The organism is Burkholderia sp. BE12 (genome assembly GCF_002959955.1).
Taxonomy (GTDB): Bacteria; Pseudomonadota; Gammaproteobacteria; order Burkholderiales; family Burkholderiaceae; genus Burkholderia.
In genome coordinates this window covers 153,566-180,386 of sequence record NZ_PREY01000014.1, presented here as the reverse complement: position 1 = coordinate 180,386, position 26,821 = coordinate 153,566, and the positions used below count along the sequence as shown (strand labels likewise).

25 protein-coding genes and 4 tRNA genes are annotated in these 26,821 nt (G+C 67.1%); 13 read left to right on the top strand and 16 right to left on the bottom strand.

Annotation, left to right across the window (positions count from 1 at the left end; genetic code table 11):
• Positions 1–246: 246 nt before the first annotated feature.
• Positions 247–1,395 carry a branched-chain amino acid ABC transporter substrate-binding protein gene (locus C4B30_RS18170; RefSeq protein ID WP_027783966.1) on the top strand — a complete coding sequence of 383 codons (1,149 nt, stop codon included), beginning with the start codon at positions 247–249 and terminating at the stop codon, positions 1,393–1,395.
• Positions 1,396–1,531: 136 nt separating this feature from the next.
• Here the strand turns inward: C4B30_RS18170 and C4B30_RS18165 are convergent, their stop codons facing one another.
• The gene (locus tag C4B30_RS18165; protein WP_089467013.1) at positions 1,532–2,281 is read right to left on the bottom strand and encodes a FadR/GntR family transcriptional regulator; all 750 of its coding nucleotides are present in this window, start codon (positions 2,279–2,281) and stop codon (positions 1,532–1,534) included.
• Positions 2,282–2,639: 358 nt separating this feature from the next.
• Between C4B30_RS18165 and gudD the strand changes: the two genes are divergently transcribed.
• Positions 2,640–3,992, top strand: a complete 1,353-nt coding sequence (gudD, locus tag C4B30_RS18155) for a glucarate dehydratase (protein WP_027783964.1) — start codon at positions 2,640–2,642, stop codon at positions 3,990–3,992.
• Positions 3,993–4,427: 435 nt separating this feature from the next.
• Here gudD and C4B30_RS18150 read toward each other — a convergent pair whose 3' ends face one another.
• The 3 genes from C4B30_RS18150 to C4B30_RS18140 all read right to left on the bottom strand — a co-directional run bounded on the left by C4B30_RS18150 (position 4,428) and on the right by C4B30_RS18140 (position 7,031).
• On the bottom strand, positions 4,428–4,892 hold the full coding sequence (locus C4B30_RS18150; RefSeq protein WP_027783963.1) for a DUF2214 family protein: 465 nt from the start codon (positions 4,890–4,892) through the stop codon (positions 4,428–4,430).
• A gap of 37 nt (positions 4,893–4,929) precedes the next feature.
• Positions 4,930–5,730: a hypothetical protein gene (locus C4B30_RS18145; protein ID WP_027783962.1), complete on the bottom strand. Its 801-nt coding sequence runs from the start codon at positions 5,728–5,730 to the stop codon at positions 4,930–4,932.
• 236 nt (positions 5,731–5,966) lie between these two features.
• Positions 5,967–7,031: a glycosyltransferase family 4 protein gene (locus C4B30_RS18140; RefSeq protein WP_027783961.1), complete on the bottom strand. Its 1,065-nt coding sequence runs from the start codon at positions 7,029–7,031 to the stop codon at positions 5,967–5,969.
• Between the two features lie 565 nt (positions 7,032–7,596).
• Between C4B30_RS18140 and C4B30_RS18135 the strand changes: the two genes are divergently transcribed.
• A complete protein-coding gene (locus C4B30_RS18135; protein WP_027783960.1) occupies positions 7,597–9,429 on the top strand; it encodes an ABC transporter ATP-binding protein in 1,833 nt (610 codons plus the stop codon).
• A gap of 84 nt (positions 9,430–9,513) precedes the next feature.
• On the opposite strand, the gene otsA is transcribed toward C4B30_RS18135, so the two are convergent.
• Positions 9,514–10,899: an alpha,alpha-trehalose-phosphate synthase (UDP-forming) gene (gene otsA, locus C4B30_RS18130; RefSeq protein WP_027783959.1), complete on the bottom strand. Its 1,386-nt coding sequence runs from the start codon at positions 10,897–10,899 to the stop codon at positions 9,514–9,516.
• On the bottom strand, positions 10,896–11,648 hold the full coding sequence (gene otsB, locus C4B30_RS18125) for a trehalose-phosphatase (RefSeq protein ID WP_027783958.1): 753 nt from the start codon (positions 11,646–11,648) through the stop codon (positions 10,896–10,898). Before otsB ends, otsA begins: the two co-directional genes overlap by 4 nt.
• Before the next feature lie 316 nt (positions 11,649–11,964).
• On the opposite strand from otsB, the gene C4B30_RS18120 reads away from it, so the two are divergent.
• The 3 genes from C4B30_RS18120 to C4B30_RS18110 are packed head-to-tail and all read left to right on the top strand — an operon-like array spanning position 11,965 to position 13,935.
• Complete coding sequence (locus C4B30_RS18120; protein ID WP_027783957.1) at positions 11,965–12,600, top strand: SCO family protein; 636 nt, start codon at positions 11,965–11,967, stop codon at positions 12,598–12,600.
• A gap of 8 nt (positions 12,601–12,608) precedes the next feature.
• Positions 12,609–13,055, top strand: a complete 447-nt coding sequence (locus C4B30_RS18115; protein WP_027783956.1) for a copper chaperone PCu(A)C — start codon at positions 12,609–12,611, stop codon at positions 13,053–13,055.
• A 10-nt stretch (positions 13,056–13,065) separates the two neighbouring features.
• Positions 13,066–13,935, top strand: coding sequence for a cytochrome c oxidase assembly protein (locus tag C4B30_RS18110; protein WP_027783955.1), 870 nt, complete (start codon positions 13,066–13,068; stop codon positions 13,933–13,935).
• A 22-nt stretch (positions 13,936–13,957) separates the two neighbouring features.
• Here the strand turns inward: C4B30_RS18110 and C4B30_RS18105 are convergent, their stop codons facing one another.
• A complete protein-coding gene (locus C4B30_RS18105) occupies positions 13,958–14,449 on the bottom strand; it encodes a GNAT family N-acetyltransferase (protein WP_027783954.1) in 492 nt (163 codons plus the stop codon).
• A 151-nt stretch (positions 14,450–14,600) separates the two neighbouring features.
• Positions 14,601–15,467: a pirin family protein gene (locus C4B30_RS18100; protein ID WP_027783953.1), complete on the bottom strand. Its 867-nt coding sequence runs from the start codon at positions 15,465–15,467 to the stop codon at positions 14,601–14,603.
• A gap of 111 nt (positions 15,468–15,578) precedes the next feature.
• Here C4B30_RS18100 and C4B30_RS18095 point away from each other — a divergent pair, with 111 nt between their 5' ends.
• Positions 15,579–16,496: a LysR family transcriptional regulator gene (locus tag C4B30_RS18095; protein WP_027783952.1), complete on the top strand. Its 918-nt coding sequence runs from the start codon at positions 15,579–15,581 to the stop codon at positions 16,494–16,496.
• Positions 16,497–16,598: 102 nt separating this feature from the next.
• Entirely contained in the window at positions 16,599–17,102 is a 504-nt protein-coding gene (locus tag C4B30_RS18090) for a GAF domain-containing protein (protein ID WP_027783951.1), read from the top strand.
• A 100-nt stretch (positions 17,103–17,202) separates the two neighbouring features.
• Here the strand turns inward: C4B30_RS18090 and map are convergent, their stop codons facing one another.
• Both map and C4B30_RS18080 read right to left on the bottom strand, forming a co-directional pair.
• A complete protein-coding gene (gene map, locus C4B30_RS18085) occupies positions 17,203–18,009 on the bottom strand; it encodes a type I methionyl aminopeptidase (protein ID WP_105132788.1) in 807 nt (268 codons plus the stop codon).
• Positions 18,009–18,245, bottom strand: coding sequence for a ParD-like family protein (locus C4B30_RS18080; protein ID WP_027783949.1), 237 nt, complete (start codon positions 18,243–18,245; stop codon positions 18,009–18,011). The genes map and C4B30_RS18080 overlap by 1 nt, the downstream gene beginning before the upstream one ends.
• A gap of 147 nt (positions 18,246–18,392) precedes the next feature.
• On the opposite strand from C4B30_RS18080, the gene C4B30_RS18075 reads away from it, so the two are divergent.
• Both C4B30_RS18075 and C4B30_RS18070 read left to right on the top strand, forming a co-directional pair.
• Positions 18,393–19,013, top strand: coding sequence for a helix-turn-helix domain-containing protein (locus C4B30_RS18075; protein WP_027783948.1), 621 nt, complete (start codon positions 18,393–18,395; stop codon positions 19,011–19,013).
• A gap of 50 nt (positions 19,014–19,063) precedes the next feature.
• Positions 19,064–19,612 (top strand): GNAT family N-acetyltransferase, encoded by a 549-nt coding sequence (locus C4B30_RS18070; protein WP_027783947.1) that lies wholly within the window; start codon positions 19,064–19,066, stop codon positions 19,610–19,612.
• Positions 19,613–19,712: 100 nt separating this feature from the next.
• Here C4B30_RS18070 and C4B30_RS18065 read toward each other — a convergent pair.
• From C4B30_RS18065 to uvrC, 6 genes are all read right to left on the bottom strand, one after another.
• A tRNA-Cys gene (locus C4B30_RS18065) sits at positions 19,713–19,786 on the bottom strand.
• A 99-nt stretch (positions 19,787–19,885) separates the two neighbouring features.
• Positions 19,886–19,961, bottom strand: a tRNA-Gly gene (locus C4B30_RS18060).
• Positions 19,962–20,012: 51 nt separating this feature from the next.
• Positions 20,013–20,088 (bottom strand) — tRNA-Gly (locus C4B30_RS18055).
• 53 nt (positions 20,089–20,141) lie between these two features.
• Positions 20,142–20,217: transfer RNA gene (locus C4B30_RS18050), tRNA-Gly, on the bottom strand.
• 138 nt (positions 20,218–20,355) lie between these two features.
• Positions 20,356–20,943 (bottom strand): CDP-diacylglycerol--glycerol-3-phosphate 3-phosphatidyltransferase, encoded by a 588-nt coding sequence (pgsA, locus tag C4B30_RS18045; RefSeq protein WP_011544951.1) that lies wholly within the window; start codon positions 20,941–20,943, stop codon positions 20,356–20,358.
• A gap of 90 nt (positions 20,944–21,033) precedes the next feature.
• On the bottom strand, positions 21,034–23,073 hold the full coding sequence (gene uvrC, locus C4B30_RS18040) for an excinuclease ABC subunit UvrC (protein WP_027783946.1): 2,040 nt from the start codon (positions 23,071–23,073) through the stop codon (positions 21,034–21,036).
• A gap of 76 nt (positions 23,074–23,149) precedes the next feature.
• Here uvrC and earP point away from each other — a divergent pair, with 76 nt between their 5' ends.
• The 3 genes from earP (at position 23,150) to C4B30_RS18025 (ending at position 26,691) form a co-directional block, all read left to right on the top strand.
• Positions 23,150–24,343, top strand: a complete 1,194-nt coding sequence (gene earP, locus C4B30_RS18035) for an elongation factor P maturation arginine rhamnosyltransferase EarP (RefSeq protein ID WP_027783945.1) — start codon at positions 23,150–23,152, stop codon at positions 24,341–24,343.
• Between the two features lie 137 nt (positions 24,344–24,480).
• Positions 24,481–25,038 (top strand): elongation factor P, encoded by a 558-nt coding sequence (gene efp, locus C4B30_RS18030; protein WP_006476487.1) that lies wholly within the window; start codon positions 24,481–24,483, stop codon positions 25,036–25,038.
• 267 nt (positions 25,039–25,305) lie between these two features.
• Positions 25,306–26,691: a sigma-54-dependent transcriptional regulator gene (locus C4B30_RS18025; protein WP_006497719.1), complete on the top strand. Its 1,386-nt coding sequence runs from the start codon at positions 25,306–25,308 to the stop codon at positions 26,689–26,691.
• Positions 26,692–26,821 lie beyond the last annotated feature (130 nt).

Sequence of the window (26,821 nt, the reverse complement as noted above, 5' to 3'; positions counted from 1 at the left end):
CGCGGAAGCTATGCGCAAATCCGCATCGAATGCGCGGCAAATTTCCAAGACCCGTGCATATCGGCGACCTATATATCGAGGCAATCGGGGCTCTTCGCGGAGCCTGACGGGAGATGTTCCGAGGATCACGATGCCGACCTCCCCGCCCGATTCGGAGAAGCGGTCGAACCGCCCGCCCGTCGCACGCGCCCGGCCCGCCCGAACGCGTGCGGTACCCACTCGCAGGTGTCGAACAAGAGGAACAACATGAAATTCCGTCATTCCCTGCTGTCGGTGTCGATTGCATCCGCGCTTGCCCTCCTCTCGCAACAGGCCGCCCAGGCTGCCGACGCAACCGACGTGAAGGTCGGCTTCGCCGCGCCGCTCACGGGCGTGAACGCCGGCTACGGCAAGGATCTGCAAAACGGCGTACAGCTCGCGCTCGACGACGCGGTCGCGCAGAAGGTGCAGATCGCCGGCAAGCCTGCCCACTTCAATCTCGTCGTGCAGGACGACCAGGCCGACCCGCGCATCGGCGTGCAGGCCGCGCAGGCGCTGGTCGACCAGAACGTGTCGGTCGTGGTCGGTCACTTCAACTCGGGGACGACGATCCCGGCGTCGGTGGTCTACGACAAGGCCGGCGTTCCGGTGATCGACCCGGCCGCGACCAACCCGACGCTCACGTCGCGCGGGCTCGCGAACATGTTCATGGTGATCGCGACCGACGGCCAGAATGCCGGCAACGCGGGCAAGTACGCGGTCGACGTGACGAAGGCGAAGCGCATCGCGATCATCGACGACCGCACCGCGTTCGGCCAGGGCGAGGCCGACGAATTCGAGAAGGCCGTGAAAGCCGCCGGCGGCAACCTCATCGGGCGCGAGTTCACCAGCAACCAGGCGGTCGATTTCCGCGCGCAGATCACGAGCCTGAAGGGCAAGAACCCCGACCTGATCTTCTTCGGCGGCCTCGATTCGCTCGCCGCGAACTTCATCAAGCAGATGCGGCAGCTCGGGCTGAACGCGCAGTTCGTCGGCGGCGGCGGCGTGAAGGACAACGAGTTCATCAAGATCGCGGGGCCGGCCGCCGAAGGCGCGATGGCGTGGGAATACGGCCGGCCGCTCGACGAGTTGCCGCAGGGGAAGGATTTCGAGGCGCGCTTCAAGAAGCGCTTCGGCGTCGACGTGCTGTCGTATGCGCAATTCGGCTACGACGCCGCATGGGCGGCGATCAAGGCGATGCAGGCGGCCGGTTCGACCGACCCGAAGGCCTATCGCCCGGCGCTCAAGAAAATCGACTTCGAAGGCGTGACCGGCCGTATCTCGTTCGCGAACGACGGCTCGCTGAAGAGTGGGATGTCGACGCTGTACCAGGTGAAGAACGGTGCGTGGAAAACGATCGTGACGAAGGGAGGCTGATCGACGAGGCAGGCGGCCGGCGGCGTCAACGCCGTCTGGCCGCGGAGATCGAGATGGTCATACCGATCTTGTATGACGACTGATGTTGAAGCGATGCGGCCGGGCTCGCAGCCGCGCGAGCCCCACGACGCAACGGTCAGCCGGCTTCGGCCTCGGCTGCCTCGTGCGCGCGGCGCAGCCGCTCGCGGCTGTTCGTGAGGTGCGTGCGCATCGCGGCGCGGGCGGCTTCCGGGTCGTGGCGCGCGATCGCCTCGTAGATGTCCTCGTGCTCGTGGTTCAGCCGGCCGACGTAGCGCTCGAGGTCGTCGCCGGCAAAGCGCGCCGAATTCACCCGCGTGCGCGGGATGATCGAGGTGCCGAGCTGCGTCATGATGTCGACGAAATAGCGGTTGCCGGTGGATTGGGCGATCTGCAGGTGGAACTGGAAGTCGAGCTGCGCGGTGTCGCGGCCGCCGCCCGCGCCCGTCGCGATCGCGTCGAGCGCGCGCCGCAGCGCGGCGAGGTCGGTATCGTTCGCACGCTGCGCGGCGAGGCTCGCGCACTCGCTTTCGAGGCTGATGCGCAGCTCCAGCACCGCGAGCACGTCTCGCAGCGTCGTGATCGTCGCGGGATCGATGCCGAGCGTCTGGCGGCGCGACGGCTCCAGTACGAAGCTGCCGATGCCGTGGCGCGTCTCGACGAGGCCGCTCGCCTGCATCCGCGAGATCGCTTCGCGCACGACCGTGCGGCTCACGCCCTGCGCCGCCATGACTTCGGTTTCGGTCGGCAGCTTGTCGCCGGGACGCAGCGTGCCGTTTTCGATCTGCGCGGTCAGCGCGTCGACGACATCTTGTGCGAGGCTGCGTGCGCGACGGCGCGGCGCTGCGGGAAGCGTAGGCACGGACATGTGGCCGGTTCCTTTTTGAATGATCGTAATGTGAGCCGAGGGTTTACGCGGGGTTTGAGCGAAAGCCGATGATTCATTATACTGCGTCACAAGTCATCCGACGACTGATGATCGGCGCACGGATCTCCTGTCGACTCAGGTCGGCTGTTCAGCACCGCCCGGTCCCGTGCGTGACGATCGACCTGCGTTCGCGTTCTGCGCTCCGCCGGCCGGTTGTCGCTCCCACCCCTCTTTCGGGTTGCGTCGACATGCGGGGCTTGCGCGCCGCGCACGTCGGTTGTCGAATGATCGCACCTCCCGCCGCGCGCGGCAAAGCTTTTGCCGCACGGCATCGCCCACTCTTTCGCCATCGCCGCCCATGAACGCCGTCACTGCCTCGCCTTCCCACGACACGCCGCGCATCGTCGACCTGCAAGCGATTCCGGTCGCCGGCCACGACAGCATGCTGCTCAACCTGAGCGGCGCGCACGGCCCGTTCTTCACTCGCAACCTCCTGATCCTGAAGGACAGCGCGGGCCGCACGGGCGTCGGCGAAGTGCCCGGCGGCGAAAGCATCCGCCGCACGCTCGACGACGCGCGCGCGCTCGTCGTCGGCCAGCCGGTTGGCAACTATCACGCGGTGCTCAACGATGTGCGGCGCACCTTCGCCGACCGCGACGCGAGCGGCCGCGGGCTGCAGACCTTCGACCTGCGCACGACGATCCACGCGGTCACCGCCCTCGAAGCCGCGCTGCTCGACCTGCTCGGCCAGCATCTGGGCGTACCGGTCGCCGCGCTGCTCGGCGAAGGCCAGCAGCGCGAGCGCGTCGAGATGCTCGGCTACCTGTTCTACGTCGGCGATCGCACGAAGACGGCGCTCCCCTATCGCGACGGCCGCGGCGCGACCGACGACTGGACGCGCGTGCGCGACGAAGCCGCGCTGACGCCCGAAGCCATCGTGCGGCTCGCCGAAGCCGCGCATGCGCGCTACGGCTTCAACGACTTCAAGCTGAAAGGCGGCGTATTCGACGGCGCAAGCGAGATCGAAGCCGTGACGGCGCTCGCGGAGCGCTTCCCCGACGCGCGCGTGACGCTCGATCCGAACGGCGCATGGTCGCTCGACGAGGCCGTGCGGCTGTGCCGCGACCAGCATCACGTGCTCGCGTATGCGGAAGATCCGTGCGGCGCGGAGAACGGATACTCGGGCCGCGAGGTGATGGCCGAATTCCGCCGCGCGACGGGGCTGCCGACGGCGACCAACATGATCGCGACCGACTGGCGGCAGATGGGCCATGCGGTGCAGTTGCACGCCGTCGACATCCCGCTCGCCGATCCGCACTTCTGGACGATGCAGGGGTCGGTGCGGGTCGCGCAGATGTGCCGCGACTGGGGCCTCACGTGGGGTTCGCATTCGAACAACCACTTCGACGTGTCGCTCGCGATGTTCACGCACGTCGCAGCCGCGGCGCCGGGCCAGGTCACCGCGATCGATACGCACTGGATCTGGCAGGACGGCGAACGGCTGACGCGCGAGCCGCTGAAGATCGAGAACGGGCTGGTGGAAGTGCCGAAGCGGCCGGGGCTCGGCATCGACATCGACATGGATGCGGTCGCGCTCGCACACGAGCTGTACAAGCAGCACGGCCTCGGCGCCCGCGACGACGCGGCGGCGATGCAGTATCTGATCCCGGGCTGGACGTTCAACAACAAGCGCCCCTGCCTCGTACGCTGAGCACAGCGCGAGCCGGGCGGCGAAACCGCCCGATCGGATGGGAATCGGCAGGCATGATGCGGTGCGTGGTCGGTCCGGCTGGCGCCGGGCTTGAAACGCCTCGCGGGTGGAACGGGATCCGGATGGTTGTCGCCATGCCGGACCTGAGTGGCCGCACTTGGCTGGGCAGCCCTAGTTGGGCGCCCTAGTTGGGCGCCCTAGCCGGGCGTCCCTAGCCGGGCGTCCCTAGCCGGGCGCCCCTAGCCGGGCGCCCCTAGCCGGGCGCCCCTAGCCGGGCGCCCCTAGCCGGGCGCCCCTAGCCGGGCGCCCCTAGCCGGGCGCCCCTAGCCGGGCGCCCCTAGCCGGGCGCCCCTAGCCGGGCGCCCCTAGCCGGGCGCCCCTAGCCGGGCGCCCCTAGCCGGGCGCCCCTAACCGGGCGCCCCTAACCGGGCGTCCCTAACCGGGCGTCCCTATCCCCCGCGCCATCCCCGACGCGGCGAACACGATGACGATCACCAGCAGCGCCTGCCAGTGGCCGATCCGCACATAGGTGCGCGCACGGCCGATATCGGGCATCTGCTGCCGCCGCGCGGCAACACGCCAGCGGATCAGCCCCAGCATCGGCGCGATCTCGAGCAGCAGGATCAGCACGAGCGCAGTCATCTTCAGGTGAAAGAGCGGTTCGTGCAGGTAGTACGCGGTCCCTTTCTCGAAACCGCCGAACGCGCGCGCAAGGCCCGTCGCGATCAGCACGAGCGCGGACAGTCCCCAGACCGCATCGGCCTTGAACACGCCGGGCAAATCTGCCGCCTGCGCCGATGCGACGAGCCGGCGCAACGCGCGGTTACGCCCCGCGATCGCGGCAAACGCGACGCCGAACGCACTCAGGTGAATGGCAGCCAGCAACCAACGGACGATCATCGCGCCTCCTTGTCGCCCGCAACCGCTGCGGGCCCTATCAGACGATCTGCTTGAGCGCCGCGTCGAGCGCGAGCACCGCGACCCGATCGCCTTCGGTCGCGAGCGGCGTGCGCATCACGATCTGCCGGTTATGGCCGACAGCCGCCGGCGAATCCCACAGCAGTTCCACCTTCGGTCGATTGAACAGGCTGCCGCGGCGCGGCGGCACGACCGCCGGCTGCGCGCCTTGCTCGCCCGCGGCGGGCGCCACGCGGCCGGGCCAGCGCACCGACAGTTCGCGCGCGTCGTACTGGCCCACCTTGCGGCTTTCCATCCAGACGATCGCGGTGCGCGTCAGCACGTCGAGCGAAATCGCATACCGGCCGACCGCGAAGCGGCGCGCGGCCACGTTGGTCCGCCACAGCGGCCGCGGCCGGCAGATCCATACGATCGCCGCGTACAGCGCCGGCGCGGCGACGAGCCAGCCGTTGGTCGCCGTCACCGCATGCAGCGCACGGCGCCAGCCGGCCGCCCACGTGAACGCGCCGATCGACCACACGGCGAACAGGAGACCGATCAGCGCGAACACGCGCAGCGCCTGGCGCAGCCACTGCGGCAGCGGATGGAACGGCCGCTCGGCCCGTGCGGCGGCGCCCGGCAGCGCGAGCAGCAGGAAGATCAGGATGAGATAGATGAATGCCCACGGCGACGACACCATCGCCGACAGCGACGAGCGATAACCCATCTGGGACATCGAGAACAGCCAGCGCGCGAGCAGCACGAGACCGATCGCGCGCAACGCGAAGATCACGCCGGCGCCGGGGGCCGGCGCTGCGCGCGTGGTTTTCGTTCTCGCCAAGACTGCTCTCCTCTGGATATTCGTACTGGGCCGGATTTCACGGCACGGCCATTATAGGGACATTACCGTCTGGACAGATGGCCGGATGGCGTGCCGGGCCGCTTCGGAGGCCGTTCGCAGCGCCGGGCGCGGCGAGAATACAACAGATCCGCGCCGCAGATGTGACAACGCCCCGCCGGAAAACCCGGACGGGGCGTCGTGACGGCCGCGCGCCGCCATGCGGCGGCGGCCCGCGATCAGCTTGCGTTGACTTCGCGGAGCACCGTGCGGCGCTTCTGGCGCAGCAGTTCCTCGTAGCCCTTCACGTAGTTCTGCGCCATCACCTTCGACGAGAAACGGGCTTCGAACGCGGCGCGAACCTTCTCGCGCGGCAGCGTATCGAGGCGCTTGAGCGCGGCGACGGCCGACAGCTCGTCTTCGACGACGAAGCCCGACACGCCGTTGTCGATCACTTCCGGCACCGAGCCGCGCTTGAACGCGATCACCGGCGTGCCGCAGGCCATCGCCTCGATCATCACCAGGCCGAAAGGCTCCGGCCAGTCGATCGGGAACAGCAGCGCGTGCGCGTTGCCGAGGAATTCGGCCTTTTCGGACTCGCTGATTTCGCCGATGTACTCGACGTGCGGCAGCGCGAACAGCGGCTTGATCTTCTCTTCGTAGTACGCGCGGTCGGCCTTGTCGAGCTTCGCGGCGATCTTGATCGGCAGGCCGGCCTGCTCGGCGATGCGGATCGCCGTGTCGACGCGCTTCTCCGGCGAGATGCGGCCGAGGAACGCGAGGTAGCTCGGCTTCACGTTCGGGATCGGCGTCAGCAGGTTTTCCGGCAGGCCGTGGTAGACGGTCGACAGCCAGTTCGCCTGCGGCAGCGGGATGCGCTGGTTGTCGGAGATCGACACGACCGGCACGTCGCTGAATGCATTGAAGATCGGCTGCAGTTCCGGCAGGTCGAGACGGCCGTGCATCGTCGTCAGATGCGGGACCGGCTGGCGCGAGAACAGCGAGAACGGGTAGTAATCGATGTGGCAGTGCAGGACGTCGAACTCTTCCGCGCGACGGCGCACCTGCTCGAGGAGCAGCATGTGCGGGGCCATCACGTCGCGGATCGTTGGGTCGAGGCGCAGCGCCTGCGGCCAGCACGCTTCGAGCTTCGCGGAAGTTTGCGAATCGCCGCTCGCGAAGAGCGTGACGTCATGCCCCATCTCGACAAGTGCTTCGGTGAGGTAGGACACCACCCGCTCGGTGCCGCCGTACAGTTTCGGGGGCACCGCTTCGTGCAACGGAGCGATTTGGGCGATTCGCATGCGTAACTCCTAAAAAATCGGCAAAAAACCAGGTATGGGTCGGCAACCTGCCGGCGGTCCGGGCTGGATGCATGTCGTCCGAACATCGGACGAATCAGCCTGCCGGGAGCGTCGAAACCCGCGCTGCTCAAGGAGCGTCGGCGACGCGACAGGCATAGAACGTTTGAAACGAAGACCCGTTGACAGGGGTTCGTAAAAAAACCTGGAATCGAACCCGGAGTCGATTATCTAGGGTTAATCCCGATACGGCGCGCGACATTTCAAACACTTTACTTTGTTACAAAGGCGCAACACTTTGCAACCCGCGGACTCGGGCGTCCGTTCTAGAGTGGAAGGCCCTTTTGGCGATCCTTGTCACCCGCAGCTGCCGGCAGCGTGATTCCGGTACACGAGGCAGGACGGGATGCCGGATTTTATCTCAAAATCGATCGCGAGCCTCTGGCCAAGGCAAGATTCGCGCAGCGCGACGCAGGCCTTGTTTACAATGCCGGATTATTCAGTCCGGGCGAACGCCGGCCTGCGATCCAGCCGCCACGCTCAATCACCGAATCACCGCACGGATATTTTGGACTCTCTCACCCCCGCCCAGCGCAACGCCCATAACGCGAAGCTGTCGAGCTACGCGCATCGGCCGATCGCGTTCCTGTTCCGCTACATCCGCCTCCACCCCGCCGCGCACCTGATCGTGCTCTGTAGCGTGCTGGCCGCCGTCGGCTGCGCGCTCGGCTCGCAATATGCGATCAAGCACCTGATCGACGTGCTGGCAACCGGACGCCATCACCCGGGCCCGCTGTGGAGCGCATTCGCGCTGCTCGTCGGGCTGATCGCGGCCGACAACCTGCTGTGGCGCGTCGGCGGCTGGGTCGCCGCGCACACGTTCGTCGCGGTTACCGGCGATCTGCGGCGCGACCTGTTCCAGTACCTGATCGGCCATTCGCCGACGTATTACTCGGAGAAGCAGCCGGGCACGCTCGCCAGCCGCATCACGGCCACGTCGAACGCGGTCTACACGTCGGAGAACACGATGGCGTGGAACGTGCTGCCGCCGTGCATCGCGGTGATGGGCGCGATCCTGATGATCATCGTCGTCAATCCGCTGATGGCGGCCGGCCTGCTCGGCTGCTCGGCCGTGCTGTCCGTGATCCTGTTCAAGCTCGCCGGCCGCGGCTCGGCGCGCCACCACGCGTTCGCGGCGAAGGCCGCGGCGGTCGACGGCGAGCTCGTCGACGTGATCGGCAACATGGGCCTCGTGCGCGCGTTCGGGATGACCCTGCGCGAACAGAAGCGCTTCGGCGCGACGGTCAAGGCCGAGATGGACGCACGTCAGCAGAGCCTGTTCTATCTCGAGAAGCTGCGGCTGCTGCATGCGGTGATCACCGCGATGCTGTCCGCCGGCCTGCTCGGATGGGCGCTGTGGCTGTGGGACCAGGGCCGCGCGACGTCGGGCGACATCGTGCTCGTCAGCTCGCTCGGTTTCACGATCCTGCACGGCACGCGCGATCTCGCGGTCGCGCTCGTCGACGTCACCCAGCACGTCGCACGCCTGTCCGAAGCAGTGAAGACGCTGCTCGAACCGCACGGAATGCCGGACAGCTCGGACGCGCAGCCGCTGTCGGCCACGGGCGGCCGCGTCGACTTCGAGCGCGTGACGTTCGCGTACCCGCACCGCCGCGCGATCCTCGACCACTTCGACCTTCATATCGAGCCGGGCCAGCGCGTCGGTCTGATCGGCAAGTCGGGCGCCGGCAAGTCGACCGTGCTCGCGCTGCTGCAGCGCTTCTACGACACGCAGGACGGCGTCGTGAAGGTCGACGGCCAGGACGTGAAGGGAATCACGCAGGACAGCCTGCGCCACGCGATCGCGCTGGTGCCGCAGGACATCTCGCTGCTGCACCGGACGATCTACGACAACATCGCGTACGGCCGCCCCGACGCGACCCGCGACGAAGTGCTCGCCGCCGCGCGCGACGCACGCTGCGCGGAGTTCATCGAGGCGATGCCGGAAGGCTATGACACGATCGTCGGCGACCGCGGCGTCAAGCTGTCGGGCGGCCAGCGCCAGCGCATCGCGATCGCGCGCGCGATCCTGAAGGATGCGCCGATCCTGCTGCTCGACGAAGCGACGTCGGCGCTCGACAGCGCGTCCGAGGAAGCGATCCAGAGCGCGCTCGACCGCCTGATGGTCGGCCGCACGGTGATCGCGATCGCGCACCGCCTGTCGACGCTGCGCAACTTCGACCGCATCATCGTGATGAACAACGGCAAGGTGATCGACGACGGCCCGCCCGACGTGCTGCGCAGCCGCCCGGGCCTGTATCGCGACCTGCTCGCGAAGCAGCACGGCCGCCATCATGCGCCCACCGACGGCAACACGCAGACCGGCGAACGCGTGGCCTGACGCGCCGGCATCGAGCCGACAAAAAAAGCCGCCGTGCTTCACGCACGGCGGCTTTTTCAATTGCAGCGGCGGCAATGGAGCGGATCAGACCTGCTGCAGATCGCGCAGGAAATTGTCCCGCCACACCGACACGTTGTTCTCGCGAAGCTGCGCGATCATGTCCGCGTAGCGCGCACGCCGCTCGGCGAGCGGCATCGTCAGCGCCTGCGACAGCGCATCGGCCATGCCGTCGATATCGATCGGATTGACGATCAGCGCACCCGTGAGCTCACGCGCGGCGCCCGCGAAGCGCGACAGCACCAGCACGCCCGGATCGTCCGGATTCTGCGCGGACACGTACTCCTTCGCGACGAGGTTCATCCCGTCGCGCAGCGGCGTCACGAAGCCCACGCGCGCGAGCCGGTACAGCGCGGCCAGCACCTGGCGGTCGTACTGACGGTGAATGTAGAGGATCGGCGCCCAGTCGAGCTCCGCGTAGCGCCCGTTGATACGCCCCGACTCCGCTTCCAGCTGCAGGCGGATGTCCTGGTATGCGCGCAGGTCCGCACGCGTCGACGGCGCGATCTGCAGGAACGACACGCGGTTGCGGATCGACGCCTGGTGCTCGAGCAGCTTCTCGAACGCACGGAATCGTTCGACGAGCCCCTTCGAATAATCGAGCCGGTCGACGCTCATGATCAGTTGCCGCCCGCGCAGCGACGTCGCGAGCGTACGCACCGCCTTGCCGTGCTCGCCCGCCTGCGCGAGCGACGCGATCTCGTCCGGATACACGCCGATCGGATAGGCGGCCGCGCGCAGCGTCTGGCCGAACGCGCGCACGCGCACCGTGGGTCCGTCGTGCTCGATCTCGCCGCCCCCCTCGAACTCGACGTAGTCGCAGAACGCGCGCAGATCGGGCTCGGTCTGGAAGCCGAGCAGATCGAACGCGCACAGCGACTCGACGAGCTCGCGGTGCGGCGGCACGTTGACGAGCACCTGCGCGGCCGGAAACGGGATGTGCAGGAAGAAGCCGATGCGGTTCTTCACGCCGGCGTCGCGCAGCGCGCGCGCGAACGGAATCAGGTGATAGTCGTGCACCCAGATCACGTCGTCGTCCTGCAGCAGCGGCACGAGCTGCTGCGCGAGCCAGACGTTGACGCGGCGATAGCCGTCGAATTCGTGGCGATCGTACTGGATCAGGTCCGCGCGGTAATGGAACGCGGGCCACAGCGTCGCATTCGAGAACCCGCGGTAATACTGGTCGTAATCGCGGCGCGACAGCCCGACGGTCGCGAACGTCACGGGCCCGCGCTCCTCGATGCGGATCTGCGGCTGCGGTGCGCCGGACGCGACCACTTCGCCGCTCCAGCCGAACCACATGCCACCGGTTTCCTTCAGCGCGTCATAGACGCCGATCGCGAGGCCGCCCGCCGCCGGTTCGCCTTCCGAAATCGGTGCGACGCGGTTTGAAACGATGATGAGCCGGCTCATGCGTGAGGCTGCCCCGCGCCGAGCCAGCATGCGATCCGCTCATGCAGTGCGTCGACCGAATCGAGCCGCATGCGCGCGGACGTCTCGCCCGCACCGACCTTGATCGACAGGCCGCCGCGCGCGTTGACCACCGCGAAGCCCTTCTCGTCGGTCAGGTCGTCGCCCGCGAACAGCGGCACGCGGCCCGCAAAGGGCGGCTCGTCGAGGAATGCGGCCAGCGCGCGGCCCTTGTCGACGCCCTTCGGCTTGATTTCGAACACCATCTTGCCGGGTTGCAGCACGTACGCATCCGCATAGTCGGCGACGAGGCGCTCGGCCGCTTCACGCGCCACCGCCTCGCGCTCGGGCGCATTGCGAAAGTGCAGCGCGACGGCCGCACCCTTGATCTCGAGCAGCATGCCCGGATGGCGGTCGACCACGCCCGCGAGCTCGCGCTCGATGCGCAGCAGGCGTTCGTCGTTGAAGCCGATGCGCTGCGTGTCGCCGTTCGCATCGCGGCGCTCCGCGCCGTGCAGGCCGGCGATCGGCATGCCGGGCATCTTCAGGAACGTGTCGAGGTTGTCGATGCCGCGCCCGGACACGATCGCGACCGCGCCGTGCGAACGGCGCGACAACTCGTCGAGCAGCGTCAGCAGCGACGGCGGAACGTGAATGCCGTCGGGCGTCGGCGCCAGCTCGACGAGCGTGCCGTCGAAGTCGAAGAAGAACGCGGTATCGGTCAGGGACAGGGAAGCCGGAACGGATTGCATCGATTCGATAATTTGAGGGGTGGCCGGCAAATGCCGGCCGCCGCTGCGCGAATGGAGTTGTGCGCATCTTACCGCGCCTGCGCCCCCGGATGGGCGAAACCGGGGCAGCGCGGACATCGCGCCGCCCGCCGCGTCAACTGCGACATATTGCCCCGCTCGTCCGTCCCGTACCGGTTTCGAAAGGACGCAGGCGCGCGAATTGCGCTACAGTCGCAACCGCTTGCCGCGCGACGCCGCCATACGGGCAATTTCGGACATTCCCGTAGAATGTTTTTTAATTTGGGGTTGCGCGTTCCATATGGAAACAGTCCCTAAGATGCCGTCTGCCCGTCCCACGCCGCACCGGCGCCTCTCCCGCCTCATCCGCACGGCCGCGGCCCTCGCCGCCGCCGTGGCGCTCGCCGCGTGCACGCACGACGAGCCGCGCTGGAACCTGACCAACGTCACCGGCCACCTGCCCGACCTGTCGTTCAAGCTGACGGGCGGCGACGGCCATCCCGTCGATGCCGATGCGTTTCGCGGCCGCGTCGCGCTCGTCTACTTCGGCTACACGCACTGCCCCGATGTCTGCCCCGAAACCCTGGCGCGGCTGATGGAAGTGCTGGCGAAGCTCGGTCCGCGGGCGGACGACGTGCGCATCCTGTTCGTATCGGTCGATCCCGCGCGCGACACGCCGCAGGCGATGCAGTCCTATGTCGCCGCCTTCGACGCCGCGCATGCGCGCGGCCTGACCGGCACCGACGGCCAGATCGAATCGCTCGCGAAGCGCTATCGCGTCGCTTACCAGATGGAAAAACGCGATCCGTCCGGCGGCTACGAAGTGACGCACAGCTCGGCCGTCTACATCTTCGACGCGACCGGCCGCGCGCGCCTGCTCGCGACCGATCGCGATTCGCCCGACGCCATCGCCGCCGATGTGCGCCGGATCATCGACACTGCCTCCACGACCTGAATTCCGCCATGAACACGAAAACGCCCCTCAAGACGTTCGCCCTCGTCGCCGCGCTGTGCGCCGGCGCCCACGCCTATGCCGCCGGGGCGATCAGCGCGCAGAACGCCTGGGTCCGCTGGCTGCCGAACAAGCTGCCCGCGGGCGGCTACGTGACGCTCGTGAACACCGGCGACAAGCCGATCGACCTCGTCGACGTCGACAGCCCCGACTACGGGATGGCGATGCTGCACCAGACGGTATCGAACGGCTCGACGCAGAAGATGGAGATGGTCGACAAGCTGACGATCCCCGCGCGCGGCAAGGTCGACATCGCGCCGGGCGGCTATCACTTCATGCTCGAGGAGCCGAAGCACGCGATCAAGCCGGGCGACACCGTGCACCTGCGCCTGAAGTTCTCCGACGGCGAAACGGTCGATGCGCCGTTCGCCGTGAAATCGCCGGCCCAGGCGAAGTGATGCACGCGCGATGAATCTCCTGTACTGGCTCGATCCGTGGGAACCGTCGCCGACCGTGGTCATCGCGGTGCTGGCGGCCGCCGTGCTGTTCGCGCGCGGCGCGAAGAAGGCGAAGGTGTCGCCGCTGCGGCAGTTCTCGTTCTGGTTCGGGCTGACGGCGCTCTACGTCGCGCTGCATACGCGGCTCGACTACTTCTTCGAGCACGAATTCTTCATGCACCGCGCGCAGCACCTCGTGCTGCATCACCTCGGGCCGTTCTTCATCGCGTTGTCCTATCCGGGCGCGGCGATCCGCGCGGGCATTCCGTTCCGCTGGCGGCAGCGCTTCGTGCGCCCCGCGCTCGCATGGGCGCCCGTGCGCGCGACGCTCGACGTGGTGTTCCATCCGGTCGTCGCGGTCGTGCTGTTCGTCGGGCTGATCTATTTCTGGCTGCTGTCGCCGATTCACTTCGTCGCGATGCTCGACTGGCGTCTCTATCGCGTGATGAACTGGAGCATGGTGATCGACGGGCTGCTGTTCTGGTGGCTCGTCGTCGATCCGCGTCCCGCGCCGCCCGCGCGGCTGTCGCCGGGCCGCCGGATCCTGATCGTCGTCGCGGCGATCCCGCCGCAGATCGCGCTCGGCGCGCTGATCTTCTTCACGCCGCACGAGCTGTATCCGATCTACTCGATCTGCGGCCGCGCGTTCACGTGGCTGAGCCCGCTGCGCGACCAGCAGATCGGTGGCCTGCTGCTGTGGATTCCCGGCTCGATGATGAGCGTGATCGGCGCACTGATCGCGCTGCGGCACTGGCTGCGGCTGTCCGCGCGCGGGCGCCTGATCGGCGAACGGGTCGCGCAGCGCGCGGACGAACCGCCCGTCGCACGCGGCGCGCACTGACGGCCGCGCAGCGCGGCGCGCGTCACGCGCGCGCGCTGCTCATCCAGACGTGCGGGATGCCGTCCTCGTCGTGCACGTCCGAACTCGGCGTGAAGCCGAATGCCCCGTAGAAACGCTGCAAGTGAGCCTGTGCATGCAGGCTCACCGGCGTATCCGGCCACTGCGCGCGGATATGCTCGAGCGCGCGCGACAGCAGCCCGTTGCCGAGCCCCGCGCCGCGAAACGCGGCGGTCGTCAGCACGCGACCGATGCGCACGTCGGTGTGCTGGGCGTCCGGCAGCAGCACGCGCAGATAGCCGGCCACGCGGCCGACCGGATCGAAGGCCGCCAAGTGCCACGCGGCCTGGTCCGCATCGTCGATGTCGCGATACACGCAGTTCTGTTCGACGACGAATACGGCGCTGCGCGCTTCGAGGATCGAATAGATTTCGCGCGCCGTCAGCGCGTCGAAGGATTTCCAGCGCCAGTCGAGATCGGCGGTGCTCGGGGATGCGGCGGGGGCGGATGCGTTCATGTGCGGTCCTGATTCGGGCGCGCCGACTAGCGCGCGGCAACCGTCGATTATGCCTCGAAGCGCGCATCGCGCGCGACCGCCTGCCCACGCGCGAAAAAAAGGCCCCGCATCGCGCGGGGCCTGCTCGTCATGCCGTCATGCCGTCATGCAGTCATGCCGGCATCTGGCCGAAGCGGCCGCTGTTGAAGTCGTCGATCGCGGTACGAATCTCCGCTTGCGAGTTCATCACGAACGGACCGTAGCCGACGACCGGCTCGTCGATCGGCTCGCCGCTCAGGATCAGCAGCTTCGCGTCGCCGTTCGCTTCGATCTCGACGTCGCGGCCATCGCGGCCCAGTTGCACGAACTGCGCTTCGCGTGCCACCGTCTCGCCGTTCACCTGCACGGTGCCGCTCAGTACGACCACCGCGAGCGTACGCCCGTCGGCGACCGGGAACCGCGCATGGCCGCCCGCCACGAGCCGCACGTCCCACACGTCGATCGGCGTGTGCGTGCGGGCCGGGCCGCGCCGCCCGTCGAGTTCACCGGCGATGATCCGCGCCCGCCCCGCGCCGTCCGGCAGCTCGACCACCGGGATATCCGCGTTCAGCAGCGTCTGGTAGCCGGGCGCGCCCATCTTGTCCGCGGCGGGCAGGTTCACCCACAGCTGCACCATCTCGAGCGGGCCGCCCTGCTTCGTGAACGCCTCCGAATGGAATTCCTCGTGCAGAATCCCGCTCGCGGCCGTCATCCACTGCACGTCGCCCGGGCCGATCGTGCCGCCCGCGCCGGTCGAGTCGCGGTGCGCGACTTCGCCGTCATAGACGATCGTCACCGTTTCGAACCCGCGGTGCGGATGCTGGCCGACACCGCGCGGCGCGGTCGTCGGTTCGAACGTCGCCGGGCCCGCGTAGTCGAGCAGCAGGAACGGGCTCAGATGCGTGCCATGAGACTGGTAGCTGAACATCGAACGCACCGGGAAACCGTCGCCGACCCAATGACCGCGCGGCGCACTGTACACACCCTGGATCTTCTTCATGGCCCTTCTCCATATTGCGGCGAAACCCGTGTTTCGCATCCTTGAATGACAATATAGAGATGGAACGATCGATCCGGTAGACTGCCGAAATCGCACTCAGCGTTCCATTTCATGAACGATAAAGCGCGGGATCTGAACGATCTCTACTACTTCGTGCAGGTCGTCGAACACGGCGGCTTCGCGCCGGCCGGGCGCGCGCTGGACATGCCGAAATCGAAGCTGAGCCGCCGCATCGCGCTGCTCGAGGCGCGGCTCGGGATGCGGCTGATCCAGCGCTCGACGCGCCGCTTCACGGTCACCGACGTCGGCCAGACCTATTACGCGCATTGCCGCGCGATGCTCGTCGAGGCCGACGCCGCCGACGAGGCGATCGCGCTGCTGCACGAGGAGCCGCGCGGCATCGTGCGTGTCAGTTGCCCGATCGTGCTGCTCGATTCGCTGGTCGGCACGATGATCGCCGCGTTCATGGCCGCGTGCCCGCGCGTCGAGATCCACCTGGAAGCCACGAACCGGCGCGTCGACGTGGTCGGCGAAGGGATCGACGTCGCGATCCGCGTGCGCCCGCCGCCGCTCGAGGACAGCGATCTCGCGCTGCGCGTGCTCGCCGAGCGCGGCCAGTGCCTCGTCGCGAGTCCCACGCTGCTGCGCGAGCACGGTGTACCGGCCGTTCCCGCCGATCTCGCGCGCCTGCCGAGCCTCGATCACGGCGTGCCGCAGTCCACGCACGTGTGGCGGCTGCGCGGGCCCGACGGCGCGCACGCGGAAATCCATCACCAGCCGCGCTTCGTGACGGGCGGCATGCTCGCGCTGCGCGCGGCGGCCGTCGCAAGCGTCGGCGTCGTGCAATTGCCGACGATGATGGTGCGCGATGAGGTTTCGCGCGGTGAACTGGTCACGGTGCTGCCCGACTGGGCGCCCCGCCGCGAAATCGTGCATGCGGTGTTCGCGTCGCGTCGCGGCCTGCTGCCCGCGGTACGGGCGCTGCTCGACTTTCTGGCCGAGCGGTTCGCCGAACTCGAACCCGACTGAGCGCGCCGCATCGCGCACGACCACGCGCTGCAGACCGCGCGCGCGTGCCGTAGACTGCGGTACGCGCAGTGCGCATTTTTCAACCCCTATCGCTTTCCCGCCATGTTCACGCTGTCCAACGACTCTACCGCCTCCAAGGCCGATCAATACGCGACGCTCGTCGAGCAGGCACGCGCGCTCGTCGAATCCGAACGCGACCTGACCGCGAACGCGGCGAATTTCTCCGCGCTCGTCTATCACTCGCTCGATCGCCTGAACTGGGCGGGCTTCTACTTCTTCGACGGCACCGAGCTCGTGGTCGGGCCGTTCCAGGGCAAGCCCGCGTGCGTGCGGATCGCGCTCGGCAAGGGTGTGTGCGGCACCGCCGCGCAGACGCGCGAGACGCAGGTCGTGCGCGACGTGCACGACTTCCCCGGCCATATCGCGTGCGATGCGGCGTCGGAATCGGAAATCGTCGTGCCGCTGGTGGCCGGCGACGGCACGCTAATCGGCGTATGGGACGTCGACAGCCCGGTCGCCGCGCGCTTCGACGACGAAGACCGCCGGGGCATGGAAGCGCTGTGCCGCGTGTTCGTCGAACACGCGTGGCAGAAGGCGCGCGGTTAAGCGTCGCGCCACAGCGCCGGCCGTCCCAAGCGAAACGGGCCCCGTGAAGGGGCCCGTTTCATCGCAACACCGCGCCGCCGCATGCAGCGCACTGCCGCCGTCAGGCCGCGTGCGTGCCGGAAAGCGCCGCGAACGCCTGCGGCTTCGCGTCCTCGGTCAGCACCTCGAAGCCCGTTTCCGTCACCACGACCATGTGCTCCCATTGCGCGGACAGCGAATGGTCCTTCGTGACGACCGTCCAGCCGTCGGCCAGCACGTGCGTATCGCGCTTGCCCGCGTTCAGCATCGGCTCGATCGTGAAGATCATTCCCGGCCGCAGCGGCAGGCCGGTACCCGGGCGACCGTAATGCAGCACTTGCGGTTCGTCGTGATAGACGTCGCCGATGCCGTGCCCGCAATACTCGCGTACCACGCTGAACCCTTCGCGATGGGCGACCTGCTGAATCGCATAGCCGACGTCGCCGAGCGTCGCGCCGGGGCGCACCGCGCGGATGCCGGCATGCATCGCCTCGTAGGTCGCCGCGACGAGCCGCCGTGCGAGTTCGTTCGGTTCGCCGACGAAATACATGCGGCTCGTATCGCCGAACCAGCCGTCCTTGATCACCGCGATATCGAGGTTCACGATGTCGCCGTCGCGCATCGGCCGCGACGTCGGAATGCCGTGGCAGACCACATGGTTGACCGACGTGCACAGCGTCTTCGGATAGCCGTGGTAGCCGATGTTCGCGGGAATCGCGCCCAGCTCGTCGACGATGTATTCGCGGCAGCGCGCATCCAGCTCGTCGGTGGTGACGCCCGGCTTCACGTGCTCCGTGATCATCGTCAGCACCTGCGACGCGAGCTTCGCGGCTTCGCGCGACTTGGCGATTTCCGCGGCGCCGCGGATCGGGATTTCGCGTTTCGCCATTACGCCACCTGCTCGATGTGCTGCGCGACCGGTTCCGCCGGCCCCACGTCGCCGCCACGCGCCTCTGCCTCGATCAACATCTTGCAGATGTCGCCGTAGGACAGCGCCGGATTGAGTTCCGCCAGCATCCCGACGCGCAGCCAGTGTTCGGCCTGCGCGTTGATCGAACGGCTCAGCGCCGTGCTCGTCGAGCGCAGCCGTTCATGCATGTGCTCGGAAATCTTGATGATGCCCATATATCCCCAATTAAACGAAACGTAGCTGTTTCGTATATTACGCCGTGCACGACGACGGGGCAAGCCGGTGTGTGCTGCGTCTCGTCCGATCGCACCCGGGAAATACCGTTGACATTGAATTCCAGTTTGCTGGAAAATAAATCCATCATGAAAGAATCAGCGACTACCACGACCGACGACACCGGTATCAACGAGCGCATTGCCCGGCGCGTGCGCGAGCTGCGCACCGTTCGAGGCTACACGCTCGATGCGCTGGCCGCGCGTTCCGGCGTCAGCCGTTCGATGATCTCGCTCATCGAACGCGCGTCGGCCAGCCCGACGGCCGTCGTGCTCGACAAGCTCGCGGCCGGCCTCGGCGTGTCGCTGGCCGGGCTGTTCGGCGGCGACCGGGACGACGCGCCCGCGCAGCCGCTGGCCCGCCGCGCGCAGCAGGCTGAATGGCGCGACCCGGCGTCCGGCTATGTGCGGCGCAACCTGTCGCCGGCCGGCTGGCCGTCGCCGATTCAGCTCGTCGAGGTCGATTTCCCGCCCGGCGCGCGCGTCGCGTATGACAGCGGCGGCCGCGAAAGCGCACTGCATCAGCAGGTGTGGATCATCAGCGGGCGCGTCGACGTCACGTTGGGCGATGCGCTTCACGAACTGCGCGAAGGTGACTGCCTGGCCATGCGGCTCGACCAGCCGCTGATCTTCAGCAATCCGTCGTCGCATGCCGCACGCTATGTCGTCGCGATTTGCGATGCATCCGCCGCCGCCGTGCGGAGCGCGTGATGCGCGCGTCGCGTGCGCAACCGATTTAGAGCCAACAGGAAGGAACCCGTATGAACTCCCCGACACAGCGCGACGACGTGCGCCTGATCGATTGCAGCGAGGCCGAACACGCAGCCGCGATTCTCGAAATCCTGAACGACGCGATCGCGAACTCGACGGCGCTGTACGACTACCGGCCGCGACCGCCGGAAGCGATGGTCGCGTGGTTCGCGACGAAGCGCGCGGGCGGCTTTCCGGTCTTCGGCGCCGTCGACGCGGCGGGCACACTGCTCGGCTTCGCGAGCTGGGGTACGTTCCGCGCGTTCCCGGCGTTCAAGTACACGGTCGAACACAGTGTGTACGTGCGCAACGATCAGCGCGGTCGCGGGCTCGGCGAACTGCTGCTGCGCGAGGTGGTGCGGCGTGCGCGCGAAGCGCAGGTACACGTGCTGGTCGGCTGCATCGACGCGACCAATGCCGGAAGCATCGCACTGCATACGAAACTGGGATTCGTGCACTCGGGCACGATCGCCGAGGCGGGATTCAAGTTCGGTCGCTGGCTCGATGCGGCGTTCTATCAGTTGAAGCTCGAGACGCCGGCGCAGCCGGTGGATGGGTGATTGCTTTGCGGGCGGCGCATGCATCGGGTGTGCGACGGCCGTAAAGCGATGCGGAAAAAAGAAAAAGCCCTGATTTCTCAGGGCTTTTTCTCTTCTTACTTGGAGGCGCGAGCCGGAGTCGAACCGGCCTAAACGGCTTTGCAGGCCGCTGCATAACCGCTTTGCTATCGCGCCAAAAGCGGACTGTCCGGATGCCGTGAGGCAAGCGACAGATTTTTATTCGAGGACCGGAAGTCCATCAAATAAAAAGGGAAGCGTGGCTTCCCCATTACCTGGAGCGGGAGACGAGTCTCGAACTCGCGACCTCAACCTTGGCAAGGTTGCGCTCTACCAACTGAGCTACTCCCGCATTGTCCTGCATCTGCAGCGCTTCGCCGTACCACACGCTGCCAGAAAAATCTGGAGCGGGAGACGAGTCTCGAACTCGCGACCTCAACCTTGGCAAGGTTGCGCTCTACCAACTGAGCTACTCCCGCATATGTCCTGCACCCGCAGCGCTTTGCCGTACCACACGCTGCCAGAAAAAATCTGGAGCGGGAGACGAGTCTCGAACTCGCGACCTCAACCTTGGCAAGGTTGCGCTCTACCAACTGAGCTACTCCCGCGTATTGCTACGCTACTACCTCCCCGTCACACATTTACTTCGTCGTGCAGCGGAGAAGCGAGATTATGTCGAAGGCACATTCGTGTGTCAAGGGCTTTTCCAGCCCTTTTTACAAAAACGCCCCCACATGCGACGCGGATCACGCGCCGCCGCGCTCGCGAATCTGCGGCCATGCGAGCTTCATGTAGTACAGCATCGACCAGATGGTCAGCACCGCGGCGAGATACATCAGCCACTCGCCCCACACGCGCGTATCGATCGTCACGACGCCGAGCGGCAGCGGCCCGTAGAACAGCAGCATCGGAATCGCGACCATCTGGCACGCGGTCTTGAATTTGCCAAGCTGGTTCACCGCGACGCTCTTCGATGCGCCGATCTGCGCCATCCATTCGCGCAGCGCCGAAATCGCGATCTCGCGACCGACGATCACGAGCGCGATCGCCGCGTCGACCCGCGAAATCTGCACGAGAATCAGCAGCGCGGCCGTCACCATCAGCTTGTCCGCCACCGGGTCGAGAAACGCGCCGAACGACGACGTCTGGTTCCACTTGCGGGCGAGGAAGCCGTCGAACCAGTCGGTCAGCGCCGCAAGGATGAAGATCGCCGCCGCCGCGAGATTGCGGTGCGCGCCGCCCATCACCGTGTCCGGCAGATAGAACACGCCGACGACGAGCGGAATCAGCACGATCCGTACCCACGTCAGGAAAATCGGGAAATTGAACGGCATGGCATGCGGGACAGTAAAGGATTCGCAATTGTGCCGTGTCGACCGGCCTGCCACAAGAACGCTGGCAATGCAGCCGGCCGCACGGGCTCGTCAATGAAGCTGCTTGTAGATCTGCTCGGCGAGCGCGTGCGAAATGCCTTCGACGCTCGCCAGTTCCTCGACACTCGCGGCCACCACGCCGCGCAACCCGCCGAAGCGCGCGAGCAGCCGCTGCCGGCGCTTCGCGCCGATGCCCTCGAGTTCCTCGAGCCGCGACGTCTGGCGCGCCTTCGCCCGCTTCGCCCGCATGCCGGTGATCGCGAAACGGTGCGCCTCGTCGCGGATCTGCGCGACGAGCATCAACGCGGCGCTCTCCTTGCCGAGTTCGAGCGGCGCGCGACCGTCCGCGAACACCAGCGTCTCGAGGCCCACCTTGCGCCCCTCGCCTTTCGCGACGCCGACCAGCATCGATGTGTCGAGGCCGAGCTCGGTGAACACCTGCCGCGCGATCTCGACCTGCCCCTTGCCGCCGTCGATCAGCACGATGTTCGGCAGCAGGCTCGATGCCTCGGCCTGGCGCGTCGACTCGCCGTCGATGCCGGCCGCTTCGTCGGCGGCCGCCGCCTGCGCGGCCTGTTCCACCATCTTCTCGTAGCGGCGCGTGAGCACCTGCCGCATCGCCGCGTAATCGTCGCCCGGCGTGATGCCCGTAATGTTGTAGCGGCGATATTCGCTCGATTGCATCTTGTGATGGTGATAGACGACGCACGACGCCTGCGTCGCCTCGCCCATCGTATGGCTGATGTCGAAGCATTCGATCCGCAGCGTCGCGAGATCGTCGCTGTCGTAGCTGAGTGTATCCGCCAGCGCACGCGTGCGCGCCTGTTGCGAGCCCTGCTCGGACAGCAGCCGCGCGAGCGCGAGCCGCGCATTCTGCTCGGCCATCGACAGCCACGCGCGCCGCTGCCCCTGCGGCTGCCGCACGAGCGACACCTTGTGGCCGGCCTGCTCGGACAGCAATTCCAGCAGGTCGCGGCTCGCGGGCGCATGACTGACGACGAGCACGGGCGGTACGCGGTTGCCGAGATAGTGCTGCGCGATGAACGCATCGAGCACCTCGGCCTCTACCGACGCCGACGCCGACGCCGTGCCGCGCGCGCCGCCGGACTCTTCCACCGGCTGATCGGGCACCGTGTCGGGCGTCGCATCGACCGCCTCCGCCGGCTCGGCCTCTTCACCGAGACCGCCTTCGGCGAGCGTCAGGGCGCTTTCGACGTGTGTCGGGAAATACGCTTTGTCCCCGAGGTGCCGTCCACCGCGCACCATCGCGAGGTTCACGCACACGCGGCCGCCCTGCGCGACGACGGCCAGGACGTCGACGTCGCTGTCGCCGCCGACCTCGATCGCCTGCTGGTGCAGCACCGTCGCGAGCGAGCTCATCTGGTTGCGCACGGCCGCCGCCTGCTCGAATTTCAGTTCGGCCGCGAACGCGTGCATCTTCTGCTCGAGCTCCTTCATCACTTCGGACTGCCGGCCGAGCAGGAACCGCGCGGCGTTCGACACGTCGACCGCGTAATCCTCGTCGGAGATCGCGCCGACGCACGGCGCCGTGCAGCGTCCGATCTGGTGCAGCAGGCACGGCCGCGTGCGGTTGTTGAAGACCGAATCCTCGCAGGTGCGCAACTGGAACACGCGCTGCAGGATCTGGATGCTCTCCCGCACGGCCCACGCGCTCGGGAACGGCCCGAAATACTGGTTCTGCTTGTCGACCGAGCCGCGGTAGTAGGCCATCCGCGGAAAGCGGTGCGCGGTGAGCTTCAGGTACGGATACGATTTGTCGTCGCGAAACAGGATGTTGTAACGCGGCGCGAGCGCCTTGATCAGGTTGTTCTCGAGCAGCAGCGCTTCGGCTTCCGAGCGCGTGACGGTCGTTTCGATGCGCGCGATGCGCGTGACCATCATCGCGATGCGTGGCGACAGTTGCGTCTTCGTGAAATAGCTCGACACGCGCTTTTTCAGGTCGCGCGCCTTGCCGACGTAGAGGACGGCGCCCGCCGTGTCGTAATAGCGATAGACACCCGGCATGTGCGGCAACTGCGCAAGGATCTTCTTCGGTTCGAACGGAATATCGGAGGCTTCTGGGGATGTCATGCGTGATCCGGGCGCCTTGTAACGCGGAACGGGTCTATTAGAATCGCCAGTTTAGAGCATTCACCGACCCGCTTCGATGCCACGCCTTTCCGCTGCCCCCTTCTCCGCCGTGCCGCTCGCGCCGGGCGAACCGATCGCCTGCGACCTCTTCTGCACGGTGATCGACAATTTCGGCGACATCGGCGTGTGCTGGCGCGTCGCGCGCCAGCTCGCGCACGAGCACGGCTGGCAGGTCCGCCTGTTCGTCGACGACCTGCAGACGTTCGCGCGCCTGCTGCCGCAGATCGATCCCGACGCGGCGCGGCAGACGGTCGACGCGATCGTGATCGAGCACTGGCATGCGGAAGTCGGCGACGCGCTGGACATCGCCGATGTCGTGATCGAGGCGTTCGCGTGCGAGCTGCCCGGCGCGTATCTCGCGGCGATGGCGCGGCGCGCGCGGCGGCCCGTGTGGATCAACCTCGAATACCTGAGCGCCGAGGACTGGGTCGCCGATTTCCATTTGCGGCCGTCGCCGCATCCGCGCTACCCGCTGCTGAAGACGTTCTTCTTCCCGGGCCTGTCGGCCGGCACGGGCGGCGTGCCGAAGGAGCGCGATCTCGACGCGCGCCGTACGGCTTTCGACACCGATCCGGCAGCGCGCACCGCGTGGTGGCAGCGCGCGACCGGCGGTGCGCCGCCGGCGCCCGGCACGACGGTCGTCAGCCTGTTCGCGTACGAGAACCCGGCCGTCGACGCACTGCTCGCGCAGTGGCGCGACGGCCCGTCGCCGGTCGTCGCGCTCGTGCCGGCCGGGCGTCTGTCGCCCGCCGTCGCGCGTTTTTTCGGGGTCGAATCGTTCGCCGCCGGCGTACGAGCGCGCAGCGGCAACCTCACCGCCCATGGCCTCGCGTTCGTTCCGCAGGCCGACTACGACCCGCTGCTGTGGATCGCCGATTTCAATTTCGTGCGCGGCGAGGATTCGTTCGTCCGCGCGCAGTGGGCGCGCAAGCCGTTCGCGTGGCACATCTACCCGCAGGCCGACGACGTGCACCTGCCGAAGCTCGACGCCGCGCTCGCGCACCTGTCGGCCGGTCTCGCCGATGCACCGCGGGCGGCGCTGGAGCGGTTCTGGCATGCATGGAACGGCGCCGGCACGCCCGACTGGGCCGATTTGTGGCAGCACCGCGCCGCGCTGGACGCCAATGCGACCCGCTGGGCCGACACGCTCGCGGCCGTCGGCGATCTCGCCGGAAAGCTGGCGGAATACGCAAAATCTCAGTTAAAATAAGCGGTTATCCGACGGCTGACCATGCAAGCGCTCGCGTTTGAGCTTTGGGGCGCCTGCCGGAACGCATCTGCTTGGCGCCTCACCCGTTGTGCACCGCTCAGGCACCTATTTATTTGATTTGATCAGGACAGTTTTTTATGAAAACCGCACAGGAACTCCGCGTAGGCAACGTCGTGCAGATCGGCAGCGAGGCATGGGTCATCGCAAAGGCGGAATACAACAAGTCGGGTCGTAACTCGGCCGTCGTCAAGATGAAGATGAAGAACCTGCTGTCGAACGCAGGTCAGGAATCGGTCTACAAGGCTGACGACAAGTTCGAAGTCGTCGTGCTCGACCGCAAGGAAGTGACGTACTCGTACTTCGCCGATCCGATGTACGTGTTCATGGACGCCGACTACAACCAGTACGAAGTCGAAGCCGAAATGATGGGCGAAGCGCTGAACTACCTCGAAGACGGCATGGCTTGCGAAGTCGTGTTCTACAACGAGAAGGCCATCTCGGTCGAACTGCCGACGGTCCTCGTTCGCGAAATCACCTACACGGAACCGGCCGTCAAGGGCGACACGTCGTCGGGCAAGGTGCTGAAGAACGCGAAGCTGGCGACCGGCTTCGAACTGCAAGTGCCGCTGTTCTGCAACACCGGCGACAAGATCGAAATCGATACGCGCACGAACGAATACCGCAGCCGCGCGTAATCGTCAGCGATAGCCGCATCGAACAAAGCGCCCTTCGGGGCGCTTTTTGTTTGTCCGGCGCCAACAGCTGCCACAAGTTGGAGCCATAAGCAGCACAAAAGCCACCGGTAAAGATATTCAATTTGTATCATCGGTAACTGTTTTATAGCGGCGGAGAAATAATGCGCGTGGCGCGTTCGGCGGGGCATAAAATCAATCTTTAATCCGACATGCGGCTGCGGTCCGCTGGCCGACAGCCCGCCTCTCTTGACTCGACTCGCGTCCACCATGCCACACGCCCTGATTGTCGAAGACGATCCCAACAGCCTGTCAGGCCTCACCGCACTGCTCGCCGCAGACGGCTTCTCGGTCGACACGGCCACGTCGCTCGCCGAAGCGCGCACGGCGCTCGGCCGCTCGATTCCCGACGTCGTGCTCGTCGACCTGAACCTGCCGGACGGCAGCGGGTTCGACCTGCTCCAGCACCTGCCGCAGCAACAGCCGAACGGCTCGCTGCCGGTGATCGTGCTGACGGGCAACGCGACGGTCGAGAGCGCCATCGAGGGCCTGCGCCACGGCATCTGGGACTACCTGCTGAAGCCGATCAACATTCCGCGCCTGCGCAGCCTGCTCGCGCGGATTCCCCGCCCGTACGAACTGATCGACGAAGTGCAGTCGCTGCGTGCGTCGCTGCGCCATCTCGGCCGCTTCGGCGCGCTGGTGGGCCGCAGCGACGCGATGCAGCACGTGTACGACATGATCGAGCACAACGCCCGCACCGAGACGGCCGTGCTGTTCTCGGGCGAGGCCGGCACCGGCAAGAAGCTGGCGGCGCGCACGCTGCACGAACTGAGCCGGCGCCGCAAGGGGCCGTTCGTCTCGTTCGACTGCCGCATGCTCGCGCAGGCCGGCCGGCACGGCGCCTCGCTCGACAGCGTGCTGTTCGGCCATGAACGCGGTGCGTTCGACGGCGCCGAGCGCCGCGAATCGGGCCTGTTCGAGCAGGCCGGCGGCGGCACGCTGTTCCTCGACGAAATCACCGCGCTGCCGCTCGTGCTGCAGGAAGCACTGCTGCACGCGCTCGATTCGCAGAACTTCATGCGGATCGGCGGCACGAGCTCGATCACCAGCGATTTCCGGCTGATCGCGGCCACGCGCCGTCCGGCGCGCGAGGCGGTGGCGAACGGCACGCTGCGCGAGGATCTGTGGCTGCGCCTCGACGCGGCATCGATCACGATGCCGCCGCTGCGCGAGCGCGACGGCGACGCGCTCGCGATCGCGGACGCGCAGATCGACGAACTGAACCGCGAAGCGCGCGCAACCGGCCGCAGCACGACCGACAAGCGGGCGGCGCCGGGCTTCGTGCGCGAATGCCTGTCCTACGAATGGCCGGGCAACGTGCGCGAGCTGCAGGAACGCGTGCGCTTCGCGTACGACGCGTCGGGCGACTTCATCGAGACGCTGCGCGCGGGCGAGGCCAGCTTCTCCGCCGGCGCCGCGCTGAACGGCAGCAGTGTGCAGATCAAGGTCGGCACGCCGCTGTCCGATGTCGAGGATCTGCTGATCCGCGCGACGCTCGACGCGGTCGGCGGTACGCGCCACCGTGCGGCCACGCTGCTCGGCATCAGCCCGAAGACGCTGTACAACAAGCTGCAGCGGATGAAGGTGAACTAAACGGGCGGCCCTGAATACGGGCGCTGGTCGGATTCGACCGTTAGTTGCGTCCAATTCCGTTCCAGCGACTACCCGAATCGGGCTGTCGCAATCCGTAAAAAAGCCGCGCTTGTTGCGCGGCTTTTCGTTT